General features: G+C 68.5%; 17 protein-coding genes. 9 read left to right on the forward strand and 8 right to left on the reverse strand.

All coding sequences use genetic code 11. From position 1 onward, the window contains the following. Positions 1 to 12: 12 nt before the first annotated feature. Positions 13 to 480, forward strand: coding sequence for a hypothetical protein (locus HKK74_RS15625; protein WP_187243932.1), 468 nt, complete (start codon positions 13 to 15; stop codon positions 478 to 480). 132 nt (positions 481 to 612) lie between these two features. Here the strand turns inward: HKK74_RS15625 and HKK74_RS15630 are convergent, their stop codons facing one another. Next, entirely contained in the window at positions 613 to 1,377 is a 765-nt protein-coding gene (locus HKK74_RS15630) for a tetratricopeptide repeat protein (RefSeq protein ID WP_187243933.1), read from the reverse strand. Positions 1,378 to 1,427: 50 nt separating this feature from the next. On the opposite strand from HKK74_RS15630, the gene HKK74_RS15635 reads away from it, so the two are divergent. The 3 genes from HKK74_RS15635 to HKK74_RS15645 all read left to right on the forward strand — a co-directional run bounded on the left by HKK74_RS15635 (position 1,428) and on the right by HKK74_RS15645 (position 4,899). Then, positions 1,428 to 1,886, forward strand: a complete 459-nt coding sequence (locus tag HKK74_RS15635) for a helix-turn-helix transcriptional regulator (protein ID WP_376771532.1) — start codon at positions 1,428 to 1,430, stop codon at positions 1,884 to 1,886. Between the two features lie 5 nt (positions 1,887 to 1,891). Next, positions 1,892 to 2,302: a VOC family protein gene (locus tag HKK74_RS15640; protein WP_222722297.1), complete on the forward strand. Its 411-nt coding sequence runs from the start codon at positions 1,892 to 1,894 to the stop codon at positions 2,300 to 2,302. A 206-nt stretch (positions 2,303 to 2,508) separates the two neighbouring features. Further along, on the forward strand, positions 2,509 to 4,899 hold the full coding sequence (locus HKK74_RS15645) for an ATP-binding cassette domain-containing protein (RefSeq protein ID WP_187243936.1): 2,391 nt from the start codon (positions 2,509 to 2,511) through the stop codon (positions 4,897 to 4,899). Between the two features lie 140 nt (positions 4,900 to 5,039). Here HKK74_RS15645 and HKK74_RS15650 read toward each other — a convergent pair whose 3' ends face one another. Continuing rightward, positions 5,040 to 5,981, reverse strand: a complete 942-nt coding sequence (locus tag HKK74_RS15650) for an aldo/keto reductase (RefSeq protein ID WP_312881506.1) — start codon at positions 5,979 to 5,981, stop codon at positions 5,040 to 5,042. A 46-nt stretch (positions 5,982 to 6,027) separates the two neighbouring features. On the opposite strand from HKK74_RS15650, the gene pdxR reads away from it, so the two are divergent. Beyond that, positions 6,028 to 7,464: a MocR-like pyridoxine biosynthesis transcription factor PdxR gene (gene pdxR / locus HKK74_RS15655; RefSeq protein ID WP_222722298.1), complete on the forward strand. Its 1,437-nt coding sequence runs from the start codon at positions 6,028 to 6,030 to the stop codon at positions 7,462 to 7,464. A 28-nt stretch (positions 7,465 to 7,492) separates the two neighbouring features. Here pdxR and HKK74_RS15660 read toward each other — a convergent pair whose 3' ends face one another. Next, positions 7,493 to 8,389 (reverse strand): sulfotransferase family protein, encoded by an 897-nt coding sequence (locus HKK74_RS15660; RefSeq protein ID WP_187243939.1) that lies wholly within the window; start codon positions 8,387 to 8,389, stop codon positions 7,493 to 7,495. Between the two features lie 166 nt (positions 8,390 to 8,555). On the opposite strand from HKK74_RS15660, the gene HKK74_RS15665 reads away from it, so the two are divergent. Further along, complete coding sequence (locus tag HKK74_RS15665) at positions 8,556 to 9,098, forward strand: SMI1/KNR4 family protein (RefSeq protein WP_187243940.1); 543 nt, start codon at positions 8,556 to 8,558, stop codon at positions 9,096 to 9,098. A gap of 116 nt (positions 9,099 to 9,214) precedes the next feature. Here HKK74_RS15665 and HKK74_RS15670 read toward each other — a convergent pair whose 3' ends face one another. From HKK74_RS15670 to HKK74_RS15680, 3 genes are all read right to left on the reverse strand, one after another. Beyond that, the gene (locus tag HKK74_RS15670) at positions 9,215 to 9,688 is read right to left on the reverse strand and encodes an HIT family protein (protein WP_187243941.1); all 474 of its coding nucleotides are present in this window, start codon (positions 9,686 to 9,688) and stop codon (positions 9,215 to 9,217) included. Positions 9,689 to 9,960: 272 nt separating this feature from the next. Beyond that, complete coding sequence (locus HKK74_RS15675; RefSeq protein WP_187243942.1) at positions 9,961 to 10,821, reverse strand: YybH family protein; 861 nt, start codon at positions 10,819 to 10,821, stop codon at positions 9,961 to 9,963. 88 nt (positions 10,822 to 10,909) lie between these two features. Next, on the reverse strand, positions 10,910 to 11,926 hold the full coding sequence (locus tag HKK74_RS15680; RefSeq protein ID WP_312881508.1) for a sigma-70 family RNA polymerase sigma factor: 1,017 nt from the start codon (positions 11,924 to 11,926) through the stop codon (positions 10,910 to 10,912). Positions 11,927 to 12,100: 174 nt separating this feature from the next. On the opposite strand from HKK74_RS15680, the gene HKK74_RS15685 reads away from it, so the two are divergent. Together HKK74_RS15685 and HKK74_RS15690 are read left to right on the forward strand one after the other, a co-directional pair. Continuing rightward, on the forward strand, positions 12,101 to 12,673 hold the full coding sequence (locus tag HKK74_RS15685) for an RNA polymerase sigma factor (RefSeq protein WP_187243944.1): 573 nt from the start codon (positions 12,101 to 12,103) through the stop codon (positions 12,671 to 12,673). Continuing rightward, positions 12,666 to 13,577, forward strand: a complete 912-nt coding sequence (locus HKK74_RS15690) for a CU044_5270 family protein (RefSeq protein WP_187243945.1) — start codon at positions 12,666 to 12,668, stop codon at positions 13,575 to 13,577. Before HKK74_RS15685 ends, HKK74_RS15690 begins: the two co-directional genes overlap by 8 nt. Before the next feature lie 228 nt (positions 13,578 to 13,805). On the opposite strand, the gene HKK74_RS15695 is transcribed toward HKK74_RS15690, so the two are convergent. Next, positions 13,806 to 14,579, reverse strand: coding sequence for a hypothetical protein (locus HKK74_RS15695; RefSeq protein WP_187243946.1), 774 nt, complete (start codon positions 14,577 to 14,579; stop codon positions 13,806 to 13,808). Between the two features lie 150 nt (positions 14,580 to 14,729). On the opposite strand from HKK74_RS15695, the gene HKK74_RS15700 reads away from it, so the two are divergent. After that, positions 14,730 to 14,987, forward strand: coding sequence for a hypothetical protein (locus HKK74_RS15700; protein ID WP_187243947.1), 258 nt, complete (start codon positions 14,730 to 14,732; stop codon positions 14,985 to 14,987). A 29-nt stretch (positions 14,988 to 15,016) separates the two neighbouring features. On the opposite strand, the gene HKK74_RS15705 is transcribed toward HKK74_RS15700, so the two are convergent. Then, positions 15,017 to 15,649, reverse strand: coding sequence for a hypothetical protein (locus HKK74_RS15705; protein ID WP_187243948.1), 633 nt, complete (start codon positions 15,647 to 15,649; stop codon positions 15,017 to 15,019). Between the last annotated feature and the right edge of the window lie 574 nt (positions 15,650 to 16,223).

Consider the following 16,223-nt stretch of genomic DNA (forward strand, 5'->3'; position numbering starts at 1 on the left):
TATACTTCTCGTATGAACACCAGCGTGGACGCAGTGACGTTCTCTGATCTGTCCCGCAACCCCAAGTCTGTGGCAGAGCGCGCCTCTCGCCTGGGCCGGCTGCGCATCACCCACCGCGACGCGCCTGACTTCTACCTCACGGCCGCTGACCGTGAGGAGCAGCGCGATGAGACCCTGACCACCGCGTCGCGGCTCTTCTTGGCACTCATGAAGCACGATCCCAGCGCTCGTGCACTGCTGCTCGCCATGCCTGAGGTGTTCCCGTGGGTGCGTCACCTGAGCACTGAAGAGGTTCGTGCCTTCACGGTCGAGTTGGTCGCCGCGTTGTCGGACGCAGCCGAACTCGACCTTGACGCGAACGCACAGGAGGTCATCACCGGCTGGCGTGCCACCGCGCGGATCAAAGCGGATCGCGCCCAGTACGAGGAGGCTCTTCGACCGACATCCGGGGACTTCGGGCGGGTCGAGGTCGCGCCTTGAGTCCCAAACGAGGGGACAGAGTCACGGTCCCGCCACCGGACGAGCAGTGGGACGTGAGGTTCGGCACCGGCGAGGCGGTACGAGGGTGGGAAGAGCTGTGCCGTTGATAAGCGAAGTGGTCCTGGCATCAAGTCAATCGGAAGCAGCGCTTCGGGGAGCCTGCCCCTGCACGAAGAAATCTGCCTCCAGTAGCCGACCCGAGAGCCGGCCGGCCTCATAGATCTCGTCGACGGTCATCCTTGGCACAATCTCGTGCGCTTCATGAATGCCGTCACCGCTGCCGACATCAAGCATGGCCAGATACCACCGAAGTGCCTGCACGAGGTTGATCGGCCCGCCGAATCCGTCGCGGTACCAGCAGGCCGCCGCGAACATACTGCCCTTGTCACCGGCCTCGGCACCCCGCACGTACCACTGCAGAGCCTCCTCATCCATGTCACGCTCGCTGAGCCGGTCACCCAGCCGCGGATACGCCTCGGTGACCTGGGCCTCGGCGGCTACGCGGAGCCAACGCACTGCGTCGGGAGATCGACCGGACAGGACGCCAAGGTTGAATGCAGCGACGCCGTCGCCCGCCTCGGCCGCGGCCTGGTACAGCTCGGCCGCCCGGATATCGTCCTGTCCCGCTCCGATGCCGTGCTGGACGAGGTAACCGAGCGTGCGCTGCGCGACCGGATCGCCCTCCTGTACGGACACGGCCAGCAGCTCCGCACCACCAGCCGGATCATCGAGATGGAAAGCGAGGATCACGCCGAGCATCGTTCGGGCCTGGCTGTCGGTCCCAGTCAGGTCGCGTAGCTTCGGCGCGAGCAAATGCAGGAGAGCCCTGTCGTCGGAGTCGGCCAGCTCGAGCTGCTCACGAGCTTCGACGAACGCTCGCCGCTGCACAGCGAGCACCCCGCGGTCGTACGCCTGCAGTGTCACGCTGAGAAGTGTAGGGAGGCACGATTTCGCAGGTGATCAGCAGACCCGCCGCAGCGCAATACCTGCGCGACCTCGCGCGGCTGCGCCGCGTCCGCGACCGGATCGACCGGGAGTACGCGCAGCCGCTGGACGTCGAGGCGCTCGCTCGCGGAGTGCACATGTCGGCCGGGCACCTCAGCCGTGAGTTCCGGCGCGCCTACGGCGAGTCGCCGTACGGCTACCTGATGACACGGCGCATTGAACGCGCGATGGCGCTGCTGCGTCGTGGCGACCTCAGCGTCACCGAGGTCTGCTTCGCGGTCGGCTGCTCGTCGCTGGGCACCTTCAGCAGTCGTTTCACCGAGCTGGTCGGCGTGCCGCCCAGCGTCTATCGGCGCCACGCGACGCGCGCGACGGCGGGGATGCCGTCCTGCGTGGCGAAACAGGTGACCAGACCGATCAGGAATCGAGAAGCACCCATCCCCGAACCTCACCTAGCGTGACTGCCATGGACATCACCATTCACGCGAGCTTCCTCCCGCATGACGACCCGGACGCCTCTCTGGCCTTCTATCGCGACACCCTCGGCTTCGAGGTCCGCAACGACGTCGGATACGAGGGGATGCGCTGGATCACGGTCGGACCCAAAGATCAGCCCGGTACGTCCATCGTCCTGGAGCCGCCGGTCGCCGACCCCGGCGTCACCGACGATGAGCGCCGCACCATCGTCGAGATGATGGCCAAGGGCACCTACGCCGGCATCCTCCTGGCCACCGCCGACCTCGACGGCACCTTCGCGCGGCTGCAGGCCGGCGACGCCGAGGTGGTCCAGGAGCCGACCGAGCAGCCGTACGGCGTTCGCGACTGCGCCGTCCGCGATCCCGCAGGCAACATGATCCGCATCCAGGAGCTGCGCTGAGCCATCCGGCGACCCGACCGCGAGGTGATGCGCGACGGCCGCTGGTTGGTCTGACGCCTCGGCCGGGCGCGCGCGTGGCCGGAGTCCAGAGGTTCCACGGGCCGAAGCGAAGGAGAATCGGACATACTGCCCGAAACTAGTTAGATCGAGCCAGGCGACGCCGACCGAGACCGCGAAGGCGGCCCCGCGTAACAGATGGAGACACGATGAGCATTGCCACGAGGACGGACACGCAGTCGCCTGCGCTGCACGTTGCCGACAGCCACGATCTGATCCGCGTGCACGGCGCGCGCGTGAACAACCTCAAGGATGTCAGTGTCGAGATCCCGAAGCGCCGGCTGACGGTGTTCACCGGCGTCTCCGGCTCGGGCAAGAGCTCGCTGGTGTTCAGCACGATCGCCGCGGAGTCGCAGCGGATGATCAACGAGACCTACAGCGCCTTCGTGCAGGGGTTCATGCCGACGCTGGCCCGGCCCGAGGTCGACGTACTCGAAGGGCTGACGACGGCGATCATCGTCGGCCAGGAGCGGATGGGCTCCAACCCCCGCTCCACCGTCGGCACCGCCACCGACGCCAACGCGATGCTGCGCATCCTCTTCAGCCGGCTCGGGCAGCCGCACATCGGCTCGCCCAACGCGTACTCGTTCAACGTCCCCTCGGTGAAGGCCAGCGGTGCGATCACGGTCGAGCGCGGCGGCAAGGCGAAGGCCGAGAAGGCCACCTTCAACCGTCTCGGCGGCATGTGTCCGCGCTGTGAGGGCATGGGCTCGGTCACCGACTTCGACCTGTCGGCGCTGTACGACGACGGCAAGTCGCTCAACGAGGGCGCGCTCACGGTCCCCGGCTACAGCATGGACGGCTGGTACGGCCGCATCTACCGCGGCTGCGGCTACTTCGACCCGGACAAGCCGATCCGCAAGTACACCGAGAAGGAACTGCACGACCTGCTCTACAGGGAGCCGACCAAGATCAAGGTCGAGGGCATCAATCTGACGTACACAGGGTTGATCCCGCAGATCCAGAAGTCGTTCCTGTCCAAGGACGTCGACGCGATGCAGCCGCACATCCGCGCGTTCGTTGAGCGGGCGGTGACGTTCACCGCCTGCCCCGAGTGCGACGGCACCCGGCTCAGCAAGGAAGCCCGGTCGTCGAAGATCAAGGGGAAGAACATCGCCGACGTCTGCTCGATGCAGATCAGTGACCTGGCCGATTGGGTCCGGGGCCTCGAGGAGCCATCGGTGGCCCCGCTGCTCACCGGGCTGCAACACCTCCTCGACTCGTTCGCGGAGATCGGGTTGGGATACCTCTCGCTCGACCGGCCGTCGGGCACGCTCTCGGGCGGCGAGGCACAGCGCACCAAGATGATCCGCCACCTCGGCTCCTCGCTCACCGACGTCACCTACGTCTTCGACGAGCCCACCATCGGCCTGCACCCCCATGACATCCAGCGGATGAACGACCTGCTGCTGCAACTACGGAACAAGGGCAACACCGTGCTCGTCGTGGAGCACAAGCCCGAGGCGATCGCGATCGCCGACCACGTCGTCGACCTCGGCCCCGGCGCCGGCACGGGGGGCGGCACCGTCTGCTTCGAGGGCACCGTGGAAGAGCTGCGGGGGAGTGACACCACCACCGGCCGCCATCTCGACGACCGGGCGACCCTCAAGGAATCGGTGCGCTCGTCTTCCGGCACGCTGGAGATTCGCGGCGCGTCGACGCACAACCTCCAAGACGTGGACGTCGATGTCCCGCTCGGGGTGCTCTGCGTGGTCACGGGCGTCGCCGGCTCCGGCAAGAGCTCGCTGATCCACGGCTCGGTCGCCGGCCGCGACGGCGTGGTGGTGATCGACCAGGGCGCGATCCGCGGTTCACGAAGGAGCAACCCGGCGACGTACACCGGGCTGCTCGACCCGATCCGCAAGGCGTTCGCGAAGGCCAACGCGGTGAAGCCGGCGCTCTTCAGCGCCAACTCCGAGGGCGCCTGCCCGACCTGCAACGGTGCCGGCGTCATCTACACCGACCTGGGCGTCATGGCCACCGTCGAATCGACCTGCGAGGAGTGCGAGGGGAAGCGGTTCCAGGCGTCGGTGCTGGAGTACACGCTGGGCGGCCGGAACATCGCCGAAGTGCTCGCGATGCCGGTGACCGAGGCCGAGGAGTTCTTCGGCGCCGGCGAGGCGCGCACGCCGGCCGCGCACAAGATCCTCGACCGGCTCGCCGACGTCGGGCTCGGCTACCTCAGCCTCGGCCAGCCGCTCACCACGCTGTCCGGCGGCGAGCGGCAGCGCCTCAAGCTGGCCACCCGCATGGCCGACAACGGCGGCGTCTACGTCCTCGACGAGCCGACCACCGGCCTCCACCTCGCCGACGTCGAGCAGCTGCTCGGCCTGCTCGACCGGCTCGTCGACTCCGGCAAGTCGGTCATCGTCATCGAGCACCACCAGGCGGTCATGGCGCACGCCGACTGGATCATCGACCTCGGCCCCGGCGCCGGCCACGACGGCGGCCGGATCGTCTTCGAGGGCGCACCCGCCGACCTCGTCGCCGCCCGCTTCACCCTCACCGGCGAGCACCTCGCGGCCTACGTCGGCACCTGACCGAGGCCCATCGTGGAAGGGCACCGGCCATCGCTGCGACCACCACCGCGTCGCCCAAGGCCCATCAGACCACCGGCACCAGATGTCCCGCGGTCCTCGTCACGCCGGCGCCCGGACGCCGATGAGCGTGTCCCGATGGGTCACACCGCAGAGTCCAGGCGTCCGCGCTGCTCGGCGGTCAACTCCAGTGACACCCCAGCGACCGCCTCGTCCAGCTGCTCGACCGTGCTGACGCCGACGATCGGCGTGACGGCCGGGTTCCCTCCGGTCAGCCAGGCCAGCACCACCCGGTTACGGTTCGTGCCGGTCTCGGCGGCGATTTCGTCGAGTACCGCGAGGCGGCGGGCGGTGCCGGGGTGGTCGTACTCCGCCGGAAGCGGCTTGTCCGCGCGGGTGTAGCGGCCGCTCAGCAGCGAGCTGTACGCCCACAGCGCCATGTCCGGGTGGTGCTCCAGGTAGTGGAGCACCTCGTCGGTGACCGCACCGAACCGGTGCACCACGGTGGGCTGGGTCCCGGGGCGCGGTTGCAGGTACGTGTGGTGCTGCTGCACCGCGGTGAAGCCCGCACTGCCGTGGGCCTGCGCGATCTGCCGTGCCCGCTCGACCTGCCAGACGGGGTAGTTGGAACAGCCGAGGCGGCCGACCGTACCCGCGGACACCAGTTCGTCGAAGGCGGCGACCGTCTCTTCCAGCGGTGTGGCCGGATCGGGCTTGTGGGCCCAGTACAGCTCGACGTTATCCGTACCGAGCCGTCGGAGACTGCCCTCGATCCCGCTCTTGATGGCCCCGGCCGAGAGGCCCTCGACCCTCTCCGGGAATCCCCCGGGCACGGTCGGCTCGCAGCCCACCTTGGTGCTGATCTTGACGCGATCGCGGACGCCCGGGCGGCTTGCCAGCCAGCGCCCGAGCAACGCCTCGCCCTGTCCGCCGAAGCCGCTCGGGTCCACCCAGAACGAATAGCAGTTGGCGGTGTCGATCCAGACGCCTCCGGCGTCCACGAAACGGTCCAGAAGCTCGAACGACCGGCGCTCGTCGGTAAGCGTGCCGAAGAACATGGCACCCAGAGTCAGGTTGTCAATCATGTCCATCACGGTAGGCGGATTCGGATCGGCGGTACGCTCCAATCTTGTGGCCGTTTCCCAGACCAATCTCGCATGGGCGACGCTGCTGGACATCGGCCCTCCGGAGCGCGGCCGGCGCCTGCACGATCGACTGGCTCACGCGTTGCGCACCGCGATCCGGGACGGCCGGCTGGCGGAGGGCGCCGCCGTGCCACCGAGCCGAGCGCTCGCCGAGGAGCTCGGCTGCTCCCGTTGGGTCGTGACCGAGGCGTACGCGCAGCTCATCGCGGAGGGTTACCTCTCCGCCCGGGTGGGTTCCGCCACCCGTGTCTCGTGGTCATCGGACACCGCGCCGCCACGGCCTCGCGCGCGACGGGTACCGGCGCCGCCACCGATCCGGTACGACCTCGCGCCCGGCCTGCCCGACGTCCGGGCGTTTCCGCGCCGCCGCTGGGCGGACGCCGTCCGCGCGGTCACCGGCTCGGCCGTCCACTACGACCTCGGCCTGCCCGACCCCGCCGGGCACGCGGTGCTGCGTACCACCGTCGCGCAGTACCTGCGGCGCTCGCGCGGTGCGGATGCGCACGCCGCGTCCGTATCCGTGTGCGCGGGCGTCACCGAAGGTCTGGTCCGCACGTGCCGGGCGCTGCGCGCCGAGGGGATCACCGACCTGGCCGTGGAACACCCGGGCTGGGGGCGGCTTTGGGACGCCGCGACGAGCGCCGGCCTGCGCGTGCACCCGGTGCCCGTGGACCACGACGGCCTCCGCGTCGACGATCTCGCGCGTACGCCGGCCCGGGCCGTCATCGTCGGCGCAGCACACCAGTTTCCCACCGGCACGGTGCTGTCCCCGGCACGCCGGGCACAGCTGGTGCGCTGGGCCCGCGAGGTGGACGGCTTCGTCATCGAGGACGACTACGACGCCGAGTTCCGCTACGACCACCACCCGGTCGCCGTCATGCAGGGCATGGATCCGAGCCGGGTCTTCCTCCTCGGCTCGGTCAGCAAGACGCTGTCGCCGGCCCTCGGCCTCGGCTGGCTGGTCGCGCCTGCCGTGATGACCCCGGCGCTCCGGGCAGCGAACCTCGTCGCCGCCGCGCCACCGGTGCTGGACCAGCTCGCGCTCGCCACCTTCATCGACCGCGGGTGGTACGACGCCCACCTGCGCGCGGCGCGGCGGCGGTTCCGCTCCCGCCGCGACCTGCTGGTCCGGACGCTCGCCGCCCAGGTGCCGGAGGGCCGGGTCGCCGGTACCGCCGCCGGGCTGCACATCCTGCTACACCTACCGGACGGCGCCGACACCCGCGGGGCGGTCCGGGCCGCGGCCGCCGCCGGGCTGCGCCTGGCGGATCTCGACGACTACCGCGCGAAGCGGTCGGCGGAGCGTGCGCTCGTCCTCGGGTACGGCAACATCAGCGACACGGAGATCCCCCCTGCCGTCGCACTCCTCCGCGAAGCATTGCGTTCAGCCGTTCCGCGGCCACGGCCCGACGCTGACGGATGATGAGGCGGCGGGTAGACCCGGCTCGTCGTCAGTAGCCGAGCGAGCGCGCGAGGACCGTCATTCGCTCGCACATCTCATCGCCTAGACCCCAGGACGGGTCGAAGACGACCGGTCCGGGTGCCGGAATCGGACGGAGAGCGGGGGCGCGAAGAAACTTCGGGTCACCGCCGAGGAGGCGCCCCGAACCCCCGGTTCCGGCGAACCGCCAGTTCTCTGTGAGCAGCATCCGATCGATGATCTCTGGATTGCTGTCCAGTTCCAGCCAGGCCAGGATCCGCGGTAGCCAGACCCTCGGTTCCGTGAGCAGGTCCTCGGCCCGAACCCGCATCCACTGCTGGGAAGGCAACGGCGCCAGTGCCTTGATGATCCGCTGATGTGACAGATACCAGAAGGCTGCGGCCTCGGCGACGAGCGCCTTCTCGGAGCGGAAACGCCCGGCCGGGCGCCAGTGATCATGTATCGACCGCTGGGTCGTCACCGGATGACGCACGAGATGCAGGAAGCGCGCACGTGGATACGCCGCCATGCACCGGGCGAGCGTCGCATCGGCGCTGGAGGTGTCCGGCGACTTCTCCAGACTGATGCGGGGCCGGGCAAGGCCGATGAGGTGGTCCATCAAACGTGTGGTCGGCCACTCGGGGCGGTCGGCGAGCCATGCCTGTGCACGTGCCACCGCATCGTCGTCCTGGCTGCCCTCGTGCAAGTCGGCTACCGCGCGCCAGACGCCGCTCTTTCGCAGGGGACGCGCCCATCCCGCTTTCTCGCCGAGCAGCTCGCCGACGGTGTCGGCGGTGAAGATCAGCAGCTCCGGAAAGCCGTAAACGTCGGGATGACCGGACAGCAGGGCCAGGGTGACGGTCGAGTAGCTGCGGGACGGAGCGAGGAGGAACACCGGCTCGGCTCCCGCGCCGTCGGTTTCGCGCATTGGGCCGCTGATTTCCGGATCTCCTCGATCGACCGGTCCGTCATGCTGAGGATCCAACCAGACCTCCCGAGGACCTGAAATCGGGCATGCGTCAGTGATCCACACCGTACCCCGTTGCGTGCCCGTTAGGGCAGACGGTCACGATCGTGGTGGTTAGTCTTTCAGGGTGACGGAGACATCTGAAGATCTGGCCTTGCCCATCGCCTTGGCCGAGGTGGTAGAGGTTGGCTTTGAGTGGGAGTGGGACGAAGAAACCGACGAGCCCCGCGGTTGTGATTTCGAGCCATACGAACAGTTCGAGGCGCCCGAGAAGACCGCGTGGTGGTTTCGTCTGTGGACCGGTAACGAAGAGGTCGATGGCAGCGAATTCCGCTTTTTCGGCGCTACCGGGGCAGGCGACTATGCCGGTTTCTGGCTGGTCCGGCCCGGTACACAAATCACCGAGCAGCCTGTTATCTACATCGGTTCCGAGGGCCAGTGCGGCGTGATAGCTCGCGATCTGGGCGACCTTCTCTGGTTGTTCGCGGACGGTTCGGGCCCGCAGGAGGCATTTACCGACCCAGGTCGTGAGACGCAGCCGAATGAGGCGTTCCAGACGATCGCAGAGCGGCACGCACCGGGGAGACGCCGTTCCGCGGCGGAGATCGTGGCGGCGGCGCGAATGGAGTTCCCGGACTTCTCAGAGCTCATCGACGCGATGTGCCGGTGAGCAGGGGTCCGCGTTGCGGGTGTATGTAGATGCCGTTGCGTACCAAGCCGACAGCGAGAGCCCACACACCACGTCGCGATCATCATCCTTGCGCGGTCGGTCTCGGCTGCGAGAGATCAAGGAACCTGGCGGATCTGATCCGCCAGGTCGCGCAGTGATTCAAGCGGGAGCTCTACCTCAGTCCAAGGCTCTGTGAGATCAGTGGCCGTATAGCGCGGCACAACGTGAATATGGAAATGGAACACGCTTTGCCATGCAACCTCACCGCTTGCGTGCCAGAGATTAACCCCTGGAGCTTGGAGTCTGTGAGTCAGTTGGTTCGACACCTGGACCACAGCGGACATGACGGCAGCCGCCTCAGTGGTGCCGATGTCTGACAGACCGTTTCGATGCTCTCGAGGTACTACAAGAGTGTGGCCCTTAGTGGCCTGAGCGATGTTCAAGAAGGCGACCGCGTCATCGTCTTCGTAAATGATCTCTGCGGGCTCGCTTCGTTCGATGATTCTGCAGAAAACGCAAGACTTCGATGTGGTCATGTCAGTCTGCTCGACCGGCTTCAGTTCCCCGAACCTGGAGCCGACGACGAGCACCGGCCTCCCGCGGCGTACTCGCATCCGCAGGCCTATCGTCACCCAGGAGGGCACTCGCCCAGCTTGACCATGGGTTCCGACAGGCTGAACTTCGCTGCGTACTCGCGGGCCATCGCATCGACCTCATCGATTTCCACGGGACGCATGATTGCAGAGGCCGACCCACCGCTGACCTCCCGGCTGCTCACTTCCCGGGACGCAGGGAGATGACGGCCTTGGATCCGTCGGCCGGGTTCGTTCGCCCCTGGTGCGGGGAACCTACGGCGACCCCGTTATGGGTGCAGGTCCGTTCTCGCCTCGCCGGTGGCCGGGTCGTACGGGATCGACAGGTGCTGATGGACCACCACCCACGCACCCTCCTGCCGCCGGAACACCCGGGTTCCCCGTGACCAGGCCTCGATCGTCTCGCCCGTACCCTGCTCGGCGCGCACGTGGTTCAGCCCCCACGCGACGGCGAGATCCTCCCGGGCCAGGATCGTCAGGTCTGGAACGTCCCAGCCGACGGCGCCGGAGGCCGCGTCGAGGCCGCGCTTGCACACCGCTCGTACGGCGTCCAGGCCGACGTACTGAAGGGGCTCCTCGTGCTCGTAGGAGACGATGTCCTCGCCGATGGCGGCCATCAGGCCGTCCAGATCCTTCGCGGCGGTGCGGTCGTACCACTGCTGGTGCAGCAGGCGCACCTCACGCTCGGATGCGACGTCCCCGCCGCCGGCCTCGGTACCCATGTCCGTGTCCGTACCGGTGTAGGGGAACGAGTGGTGTTCGTGCGCGACGACCCATCGGCCGCTCTCCTTGCGCAGGCCGAGCGTGAGCCGCAAACGGTTCTCGGGCCTGTCGGCGAGTTCTTGCGGCGTCCCGCAACGCAGCAGGGCGTGGGCGAAGGCGACGTCGTCACCAGCGGTGACGTCCAGCGATTCGATCTGGAACGACGCACCCTGTTCCTGCCACTCGAAGAACTGCGGCCACGCCTCACGGTAGGCATCGATGCCACGTACGCCGTCGTACGGTGGCGGCACATCGAACATCACGATGTCCTCGGAGTGGTCCGCGAGCACACCGCTCATATCGCCGCTGCGGACCGCCTCGGCCCAGCGCTCGATCAGAGTACGGATCTGTTCTTCGTCAGCAGGCATTCTTCAGCCCAGTCCTTCCGGGTCGTCGCTTCCGTCAGGACTACAACCCGCGCCGGGACGGAAACTCATCGCGCGCCGCGGACCGGTCTCAGCCGGCGAGCTCTACCGGCAGGCCGTACGCCGGAAGCTCGGCGTCCAGGAACGACACCACCTCGGCGACCCTCGTACCGCGCAGCACGAGCAGGTCCAGGCCCGCCGCGACAAAGACGGCCTTGTCGTCGTCCCACAGGTAGGTACCGAAGGCGAGCTGCCCGTTCGCCCGTGTCGGCAGGAAGCGCCAGCGCCGGGCCGACAGCGCCTTGACCAGAAACCCCCGGATGTGGTCAGGGCCCTCATACCAGGCGGTCAACGGTGGCATCGAGTACTTCGCGTCGCCGGTCAGCATCGCCACGATGGCCTCGATGTCCCCGGCCTCCCACGCGGCCATGTACCGCCGCGCCATGTCACGCCGCGCCGCCTCACCCATCGCGTCCAGGGTCGCCTGCTGGGTGGCCTCTGGGAGCAGGCCGTCGAGGACCTTCCGGGCCCGCTGCAGCGCGCTGTTGACCGCCGCGACCGTGGTGTCCAACAGGTCGGCGACCTCGCGGGCCGCGAATCCGAGGACATCGCGCAGCAGCAGGACGGCTCGCTGCAGAGCCGACAGGTGTTGCAGCGAGGCGACGAACGCGAGCTCCACGCTCTCCAGGGTCACGACGCGAGCCTCCGGGCTCAGCTCCGCCGTCCAGCGCAGCCGGTGATCGGGGTACGGCTCGAGCCACACCGTCTCGGCCAGCGGCGCGGCCTCCGGGCTCAGATCAGTGGGGAGCTCACGACGGCCCCTGCCCTCGATCAGCGTCAGGCACCTGTTGGTCGCGATCTTGTACAACCACGGCCGGATCGAACCGCGGTCCTCGAACCGCTCCAGATTGCGCCAGGCTCGTACCAGGGTCTCTTGTACGGCGTCGTCGGCATCGTGAACCGACCCCAGCATCCGGTAGCAGTGCGCGTGCAGCTCGTCCCGCAGCGGACCGACCAGGCGTCCGAAGGCATCGTCGTCGCCGGCCCGGGCGGCGACCAGCAGTTCCGCCGCGGTGGACTCGTCCGTCCAGTCCCGATCGATCCGCACCCAACCGCCCCATCCTGGCCGACCGGAGCCAGGGTACGGCACGACATCCGCGACCCGATCAGAGCTCACAGCCGAGAACCGGGTCGTGTGGGAAGACGATTCGGCCTTGCGGTGGAGTACTGGTGACTGTGGACCACTTCGCCCGGAAGGAAGCTGCATGACGGAGACAGTGTCTTGACCGCCGACGTGGGCGAGCAGGTGACCGACGCCGAGTTCGCCGCCCGGTTCCGGCGAGATCCGGAGACGTTCACCGCCGTCTACGACCGGTACATCCGTGCCATCCACCGGTACGTGGCCGGGCGGCTGGACGCGCAGATGGCCGAGGATCTCGCCGCCGAGACGTTCTGTGTGGCGTTCGACCAGCGTGACCGGTTCGATCCCGAACGCGGGAACCTGCGGCCGTGGCTGTTCGGTATCGCCACCACCCTGGTGGCCCGGCACCGGCGCAAAGAGGCCCGCCACTACCAGGCGCTGGCTCGTGTGGGGGCCGAGCGTGCGGCCGACAGCCACGAGAACCGTGTCGTCGCCTCGGTGGCCGCCGAACGCATGAAACCGCAGCTGGCCAAGGCCCTGGCCGTGCTCTCGAGGGGTGAGCGCGACGTCCTGCTGCTCGTGGCCCTGGGCCAGCTCAATTACGAGGAGGTGGCCGAGGCGCTCGGCATCGCCCCAGGCACGGTGGGTTCCCGGCTCAGCCGTGCCCGTACGAAGCTCCACGAATCGATCGACCAGGAGGCGCTCAATGAATGACGACGACCTGAAGATGCTCGCCACTGCGCTGGCTCCACCGGACATGCCCGATGACGCGATCGACAGCGGCCGGCACCGACTGCAGAAGAGGATGCGTGGCCCGGTGCGCAAGCGCCGTACCGGCTGGCTGGCGGCCGGTCTCAGCCTGACCGCCGCCGCGGCGGCGGCCGCGATCGTGATCGCCTCGGGTGCGACGGCACCCACCGCCACCCCCAACAGCCCTCCCGTGGCGGCCCAGCCGTCCTCCCGGCAGATCCTGCTCGCGGCCGCGGCCACCGCGGAGCGGACGCCGGACGGTTCCGGTACGTACTGGTACGTCAAGACGGTGACCAGGGGGGCCAAGGGCGCTGAGCCGAACCAGTTCGAGACCTGGACCCGGCGCGACGGCCAGACCTGGTTCAGGGGAGCGAAGTCGCAGGGCAAGGTGGTCCGGCTCGCCATGCCCACCCCATCGCGGCTGGGCGGCGCCGAGGTGAGCGTCGCCCAGCTCGAGAAACTGCCGACCGAGCCGGACGCCCTACGGGCCTGGATCGCCGACGCCGTGAAGCGCGGTGACGTCAGGACGAGTGCCGGTCGTCCGAACGCCGCCATGCGAGAGCAACTCGTCTTCCACGGGCTGATCTCGCTGGTCTCTCAGCTGCCGGCCCCGCAGAAGGTCCGCGCCGCCGCCTTCCGCGCGATCGCCTCGTACCCGGACGTCAAGGATCTCGGCACGGTAGAGGGCGGACACGGTCTGTCGATCTCCTACGGCGGCCTCACCCCGGCACGGCTGGTCGTCGATCCGGCGACCTCGCGGGTTCGCGACACCAACGTCCTGGTCACCGCCGATGGAGCACTGATGGGGGTACCGAGCGGCGGAGGTGCGACGGTCGTCACCGAGTGGACGAACCGGCTGCCCGAGTAGGCGGTCCCGGCGACCGGTCATCATCGCCCGCGGAGACCTGTGCGGTCACTCCCACCGCACAGGTCTCCCGGCGTGTCCCGGTGTCATGTCCGGTGCTCGGTGCCTCGCAACATGGCTTGACTCGTCGCAGGTCGAAGAACCACGTGTGGGCGACGACCGCTCTCGTGAGTTGCCTGACCAGTTGTGAGGAATCATCCATCCGCACATCCTGCCCGGCCGCATCCGCCCTCAGAGTCCGGGTTCGCCCTGGCCGCAGTGCGACAGGCGGACGAGATCGGCCCAGGAGAGGGCGTCCGGCAACCGCTCGCCCGGCTCGGCTCGTGCCGTCGGAGGGGCGATTGAGCCGGGTGCGCCGGAGGACGATCCGTCCGCTCCCTCGCGGCCGCGCAGCGAACTCGCCGCCCCGCACTCCAGATACGCCTGCGGGTCGAGGTTGTACCAGCGGACGCCGGTGGCCCGGACGACGCCGGGTGGCCGGGGTACGTTCGCGCCCGAGGCGGGGGTGTCCGCCGGGACCGCGCCGCCCACGCCCGCCTCATCGGCGAGGTCGGCGAGGTCGGCGATCTGTGACAGCACGACCTGCTCCCAGCCGGAATGGTCCGCGGGAACGGGGGTGGACTCGTACGACGCCGTCCGCCATGCCGCGCGCAGCGGTGGCGGGTCGATCACGGTCGCTGCGGTGATCATGGCGGCGACCGCGTCCGGTTCCAGCCGTGGGCGGGCCGCCATCGGCCGCCCGACGAGCCACCAGGCTCGCAGGAACTCATCGAGGGTGCGCCCGGCGGCGACCATGCGCCGGCCCGCGCCGACGAGCCGTACGTACAGGTCGCGATCCGTCCGGCAGACGGGACCGGGCGGGCCGGCCACCCAGTACATCTGCTTGTGCACCGGGCCCGCCTCCAGTGCGAGCACCCGGGCGAGCGCCTCGATCCGATCGTGGTGCACGCTCATCCGGTATTCGTTCCCGCCGTCGTCCTGCCGCCAGATCACCCACTCCGTCACGGTTCGTACGATAACCGGCGGCCGCCCCGGCCACCGTGGAGCACGGCCGGCGGTCCCGGCCTGTGCACTGGGAGTGTCACCTCGGGTCCGGCTGTTCAAGCTATCGCCGAATCGATCAGTACGGCGGCCGAGCGGCCTAGACTGCCGCGCATGGAGCTCAAGGACGCGACGCGCGTGATCCTCATGGAGTCGGCCGCCCAACCGGACCTGCTCAGGCACGCCAGCAATGTCTACGATGAGTTCGCGGCCGATCGGCAAGTGCACTACAGCAGCCTGTCGTGGATGCTCAAGCGGGCGGTCGTCACCAACGTGCTGGCGGGGCTCAAGGAACGCGACAACGCGACCTTCACCGACGTCGTCACGACGTTGACCAGGGAGATCGACCGGCAGGCGCCGGTGCGCCGGTGAGGTGTCCGGGCGGCACCTGATCGGCCGGCTCAGCGCGGACCCGAGAACGGCGGTAGTTCCTTGAACCGCGGGTCGAGCCGGATGGTCGGAGTCAGCGCCAGCTGGGCTCGGCGGGCGCGCGAGAGCGGGTGGCCGGGGAAATGGGCATCCCACTGCGGGTCGTCGGCGGCATTGCGCGGAAGGCCGCCCCGCACTCCGGGGTCGTACGGGTGCCGGGTCCATTCCGCCATGAGCTCCGGTACCCCCATCCCCTGGCGCGAACGCTCGGCCATGAAGTGGTTGAGCACCGTGGAGTCCCGGATGCCCGTGACACCCTGCTCGACGCACTGGACGCGGAGCACGACGCTGCAGTCGGCCCGCGGCACGATGAACGAGGCGATGTAGGCGACTCCCGTCTGCTGATCCGGCATCGGCAGCTTGGCTATCTGGCGGACGGCGGCCAGCCCGTCGACATCGATCACGTCGAGTTCGACGAGTCCGCCGCCGCGGGAGACGGTGTGGGCCGCGGTGCGCCCGCGCAGGGTGTCGAGATCCTCCAGAGGTGCCGGCAGGTCGGGCGGGAGATCGAAGAAGTCCACGATGGCCGGGTCGCCGTCGGCGTTGACCCAGACGTTGTCCTGGACCTGCTTCCAACTCCGGGTATCGAAGATCAAAGGACCCATGTACGGAGACTTTAGGGCAGACGGGTGATCCGCCATCGTCGATATGGCGTCAGTGGTCTCGCGGTGCGGTCTCTAGGTGCGCCGGTTCGCTGAGCCGCGGCGCGCGGTCGCGCCCGCCGGCCGTTCCCCGGGGCGAGCGCACATTCGGCCGGTGACGTGCCGGTACGTGGTGATCTGCGAGAACAGTGGCGAATAACCGTTTGTCTCGCCATTGGTGCGGGAGTCGGCGATAACCTCATCCTTGTTACCGTAACCCGTGATTTGCGGGCCTCGCTGCATTGCGCACGACCATTCGGGCACCTCTCCGCCAAGCTATTTTGATCTTTCTTCCGAGGTGGCGCGCTGTACGATTTGTCGGAGTTAATCTGCTCCTTTTCAGCGGACGGTAATCGCTCTGATGCGAGCTGTTACTCCGCTGAATTCGATGATCCATGAGGTGCCGTCGGAAGGCATTCTTCGCCTGTCCAAGGGGTACTCTGACATCAGGCGCGCTCCAGCGATCTCGAGGCGGGGGCGGCCGGATGCCCCGCTGTGGCGACCGTCACGACGGGGGTCCGGCTCCGCGGAAGAGATC

This window comes from Actinomadura alba (genome assembly GCF_014323705.1).
In the GTDB taxonomy this organism is placed as follows: domain Bacteria; phylum Actinomycetota; class Actinomycetes; order Streptosporangiales; family Streptosporangiaceae; genus Actinomadura_C; species Actinomadura_C alba.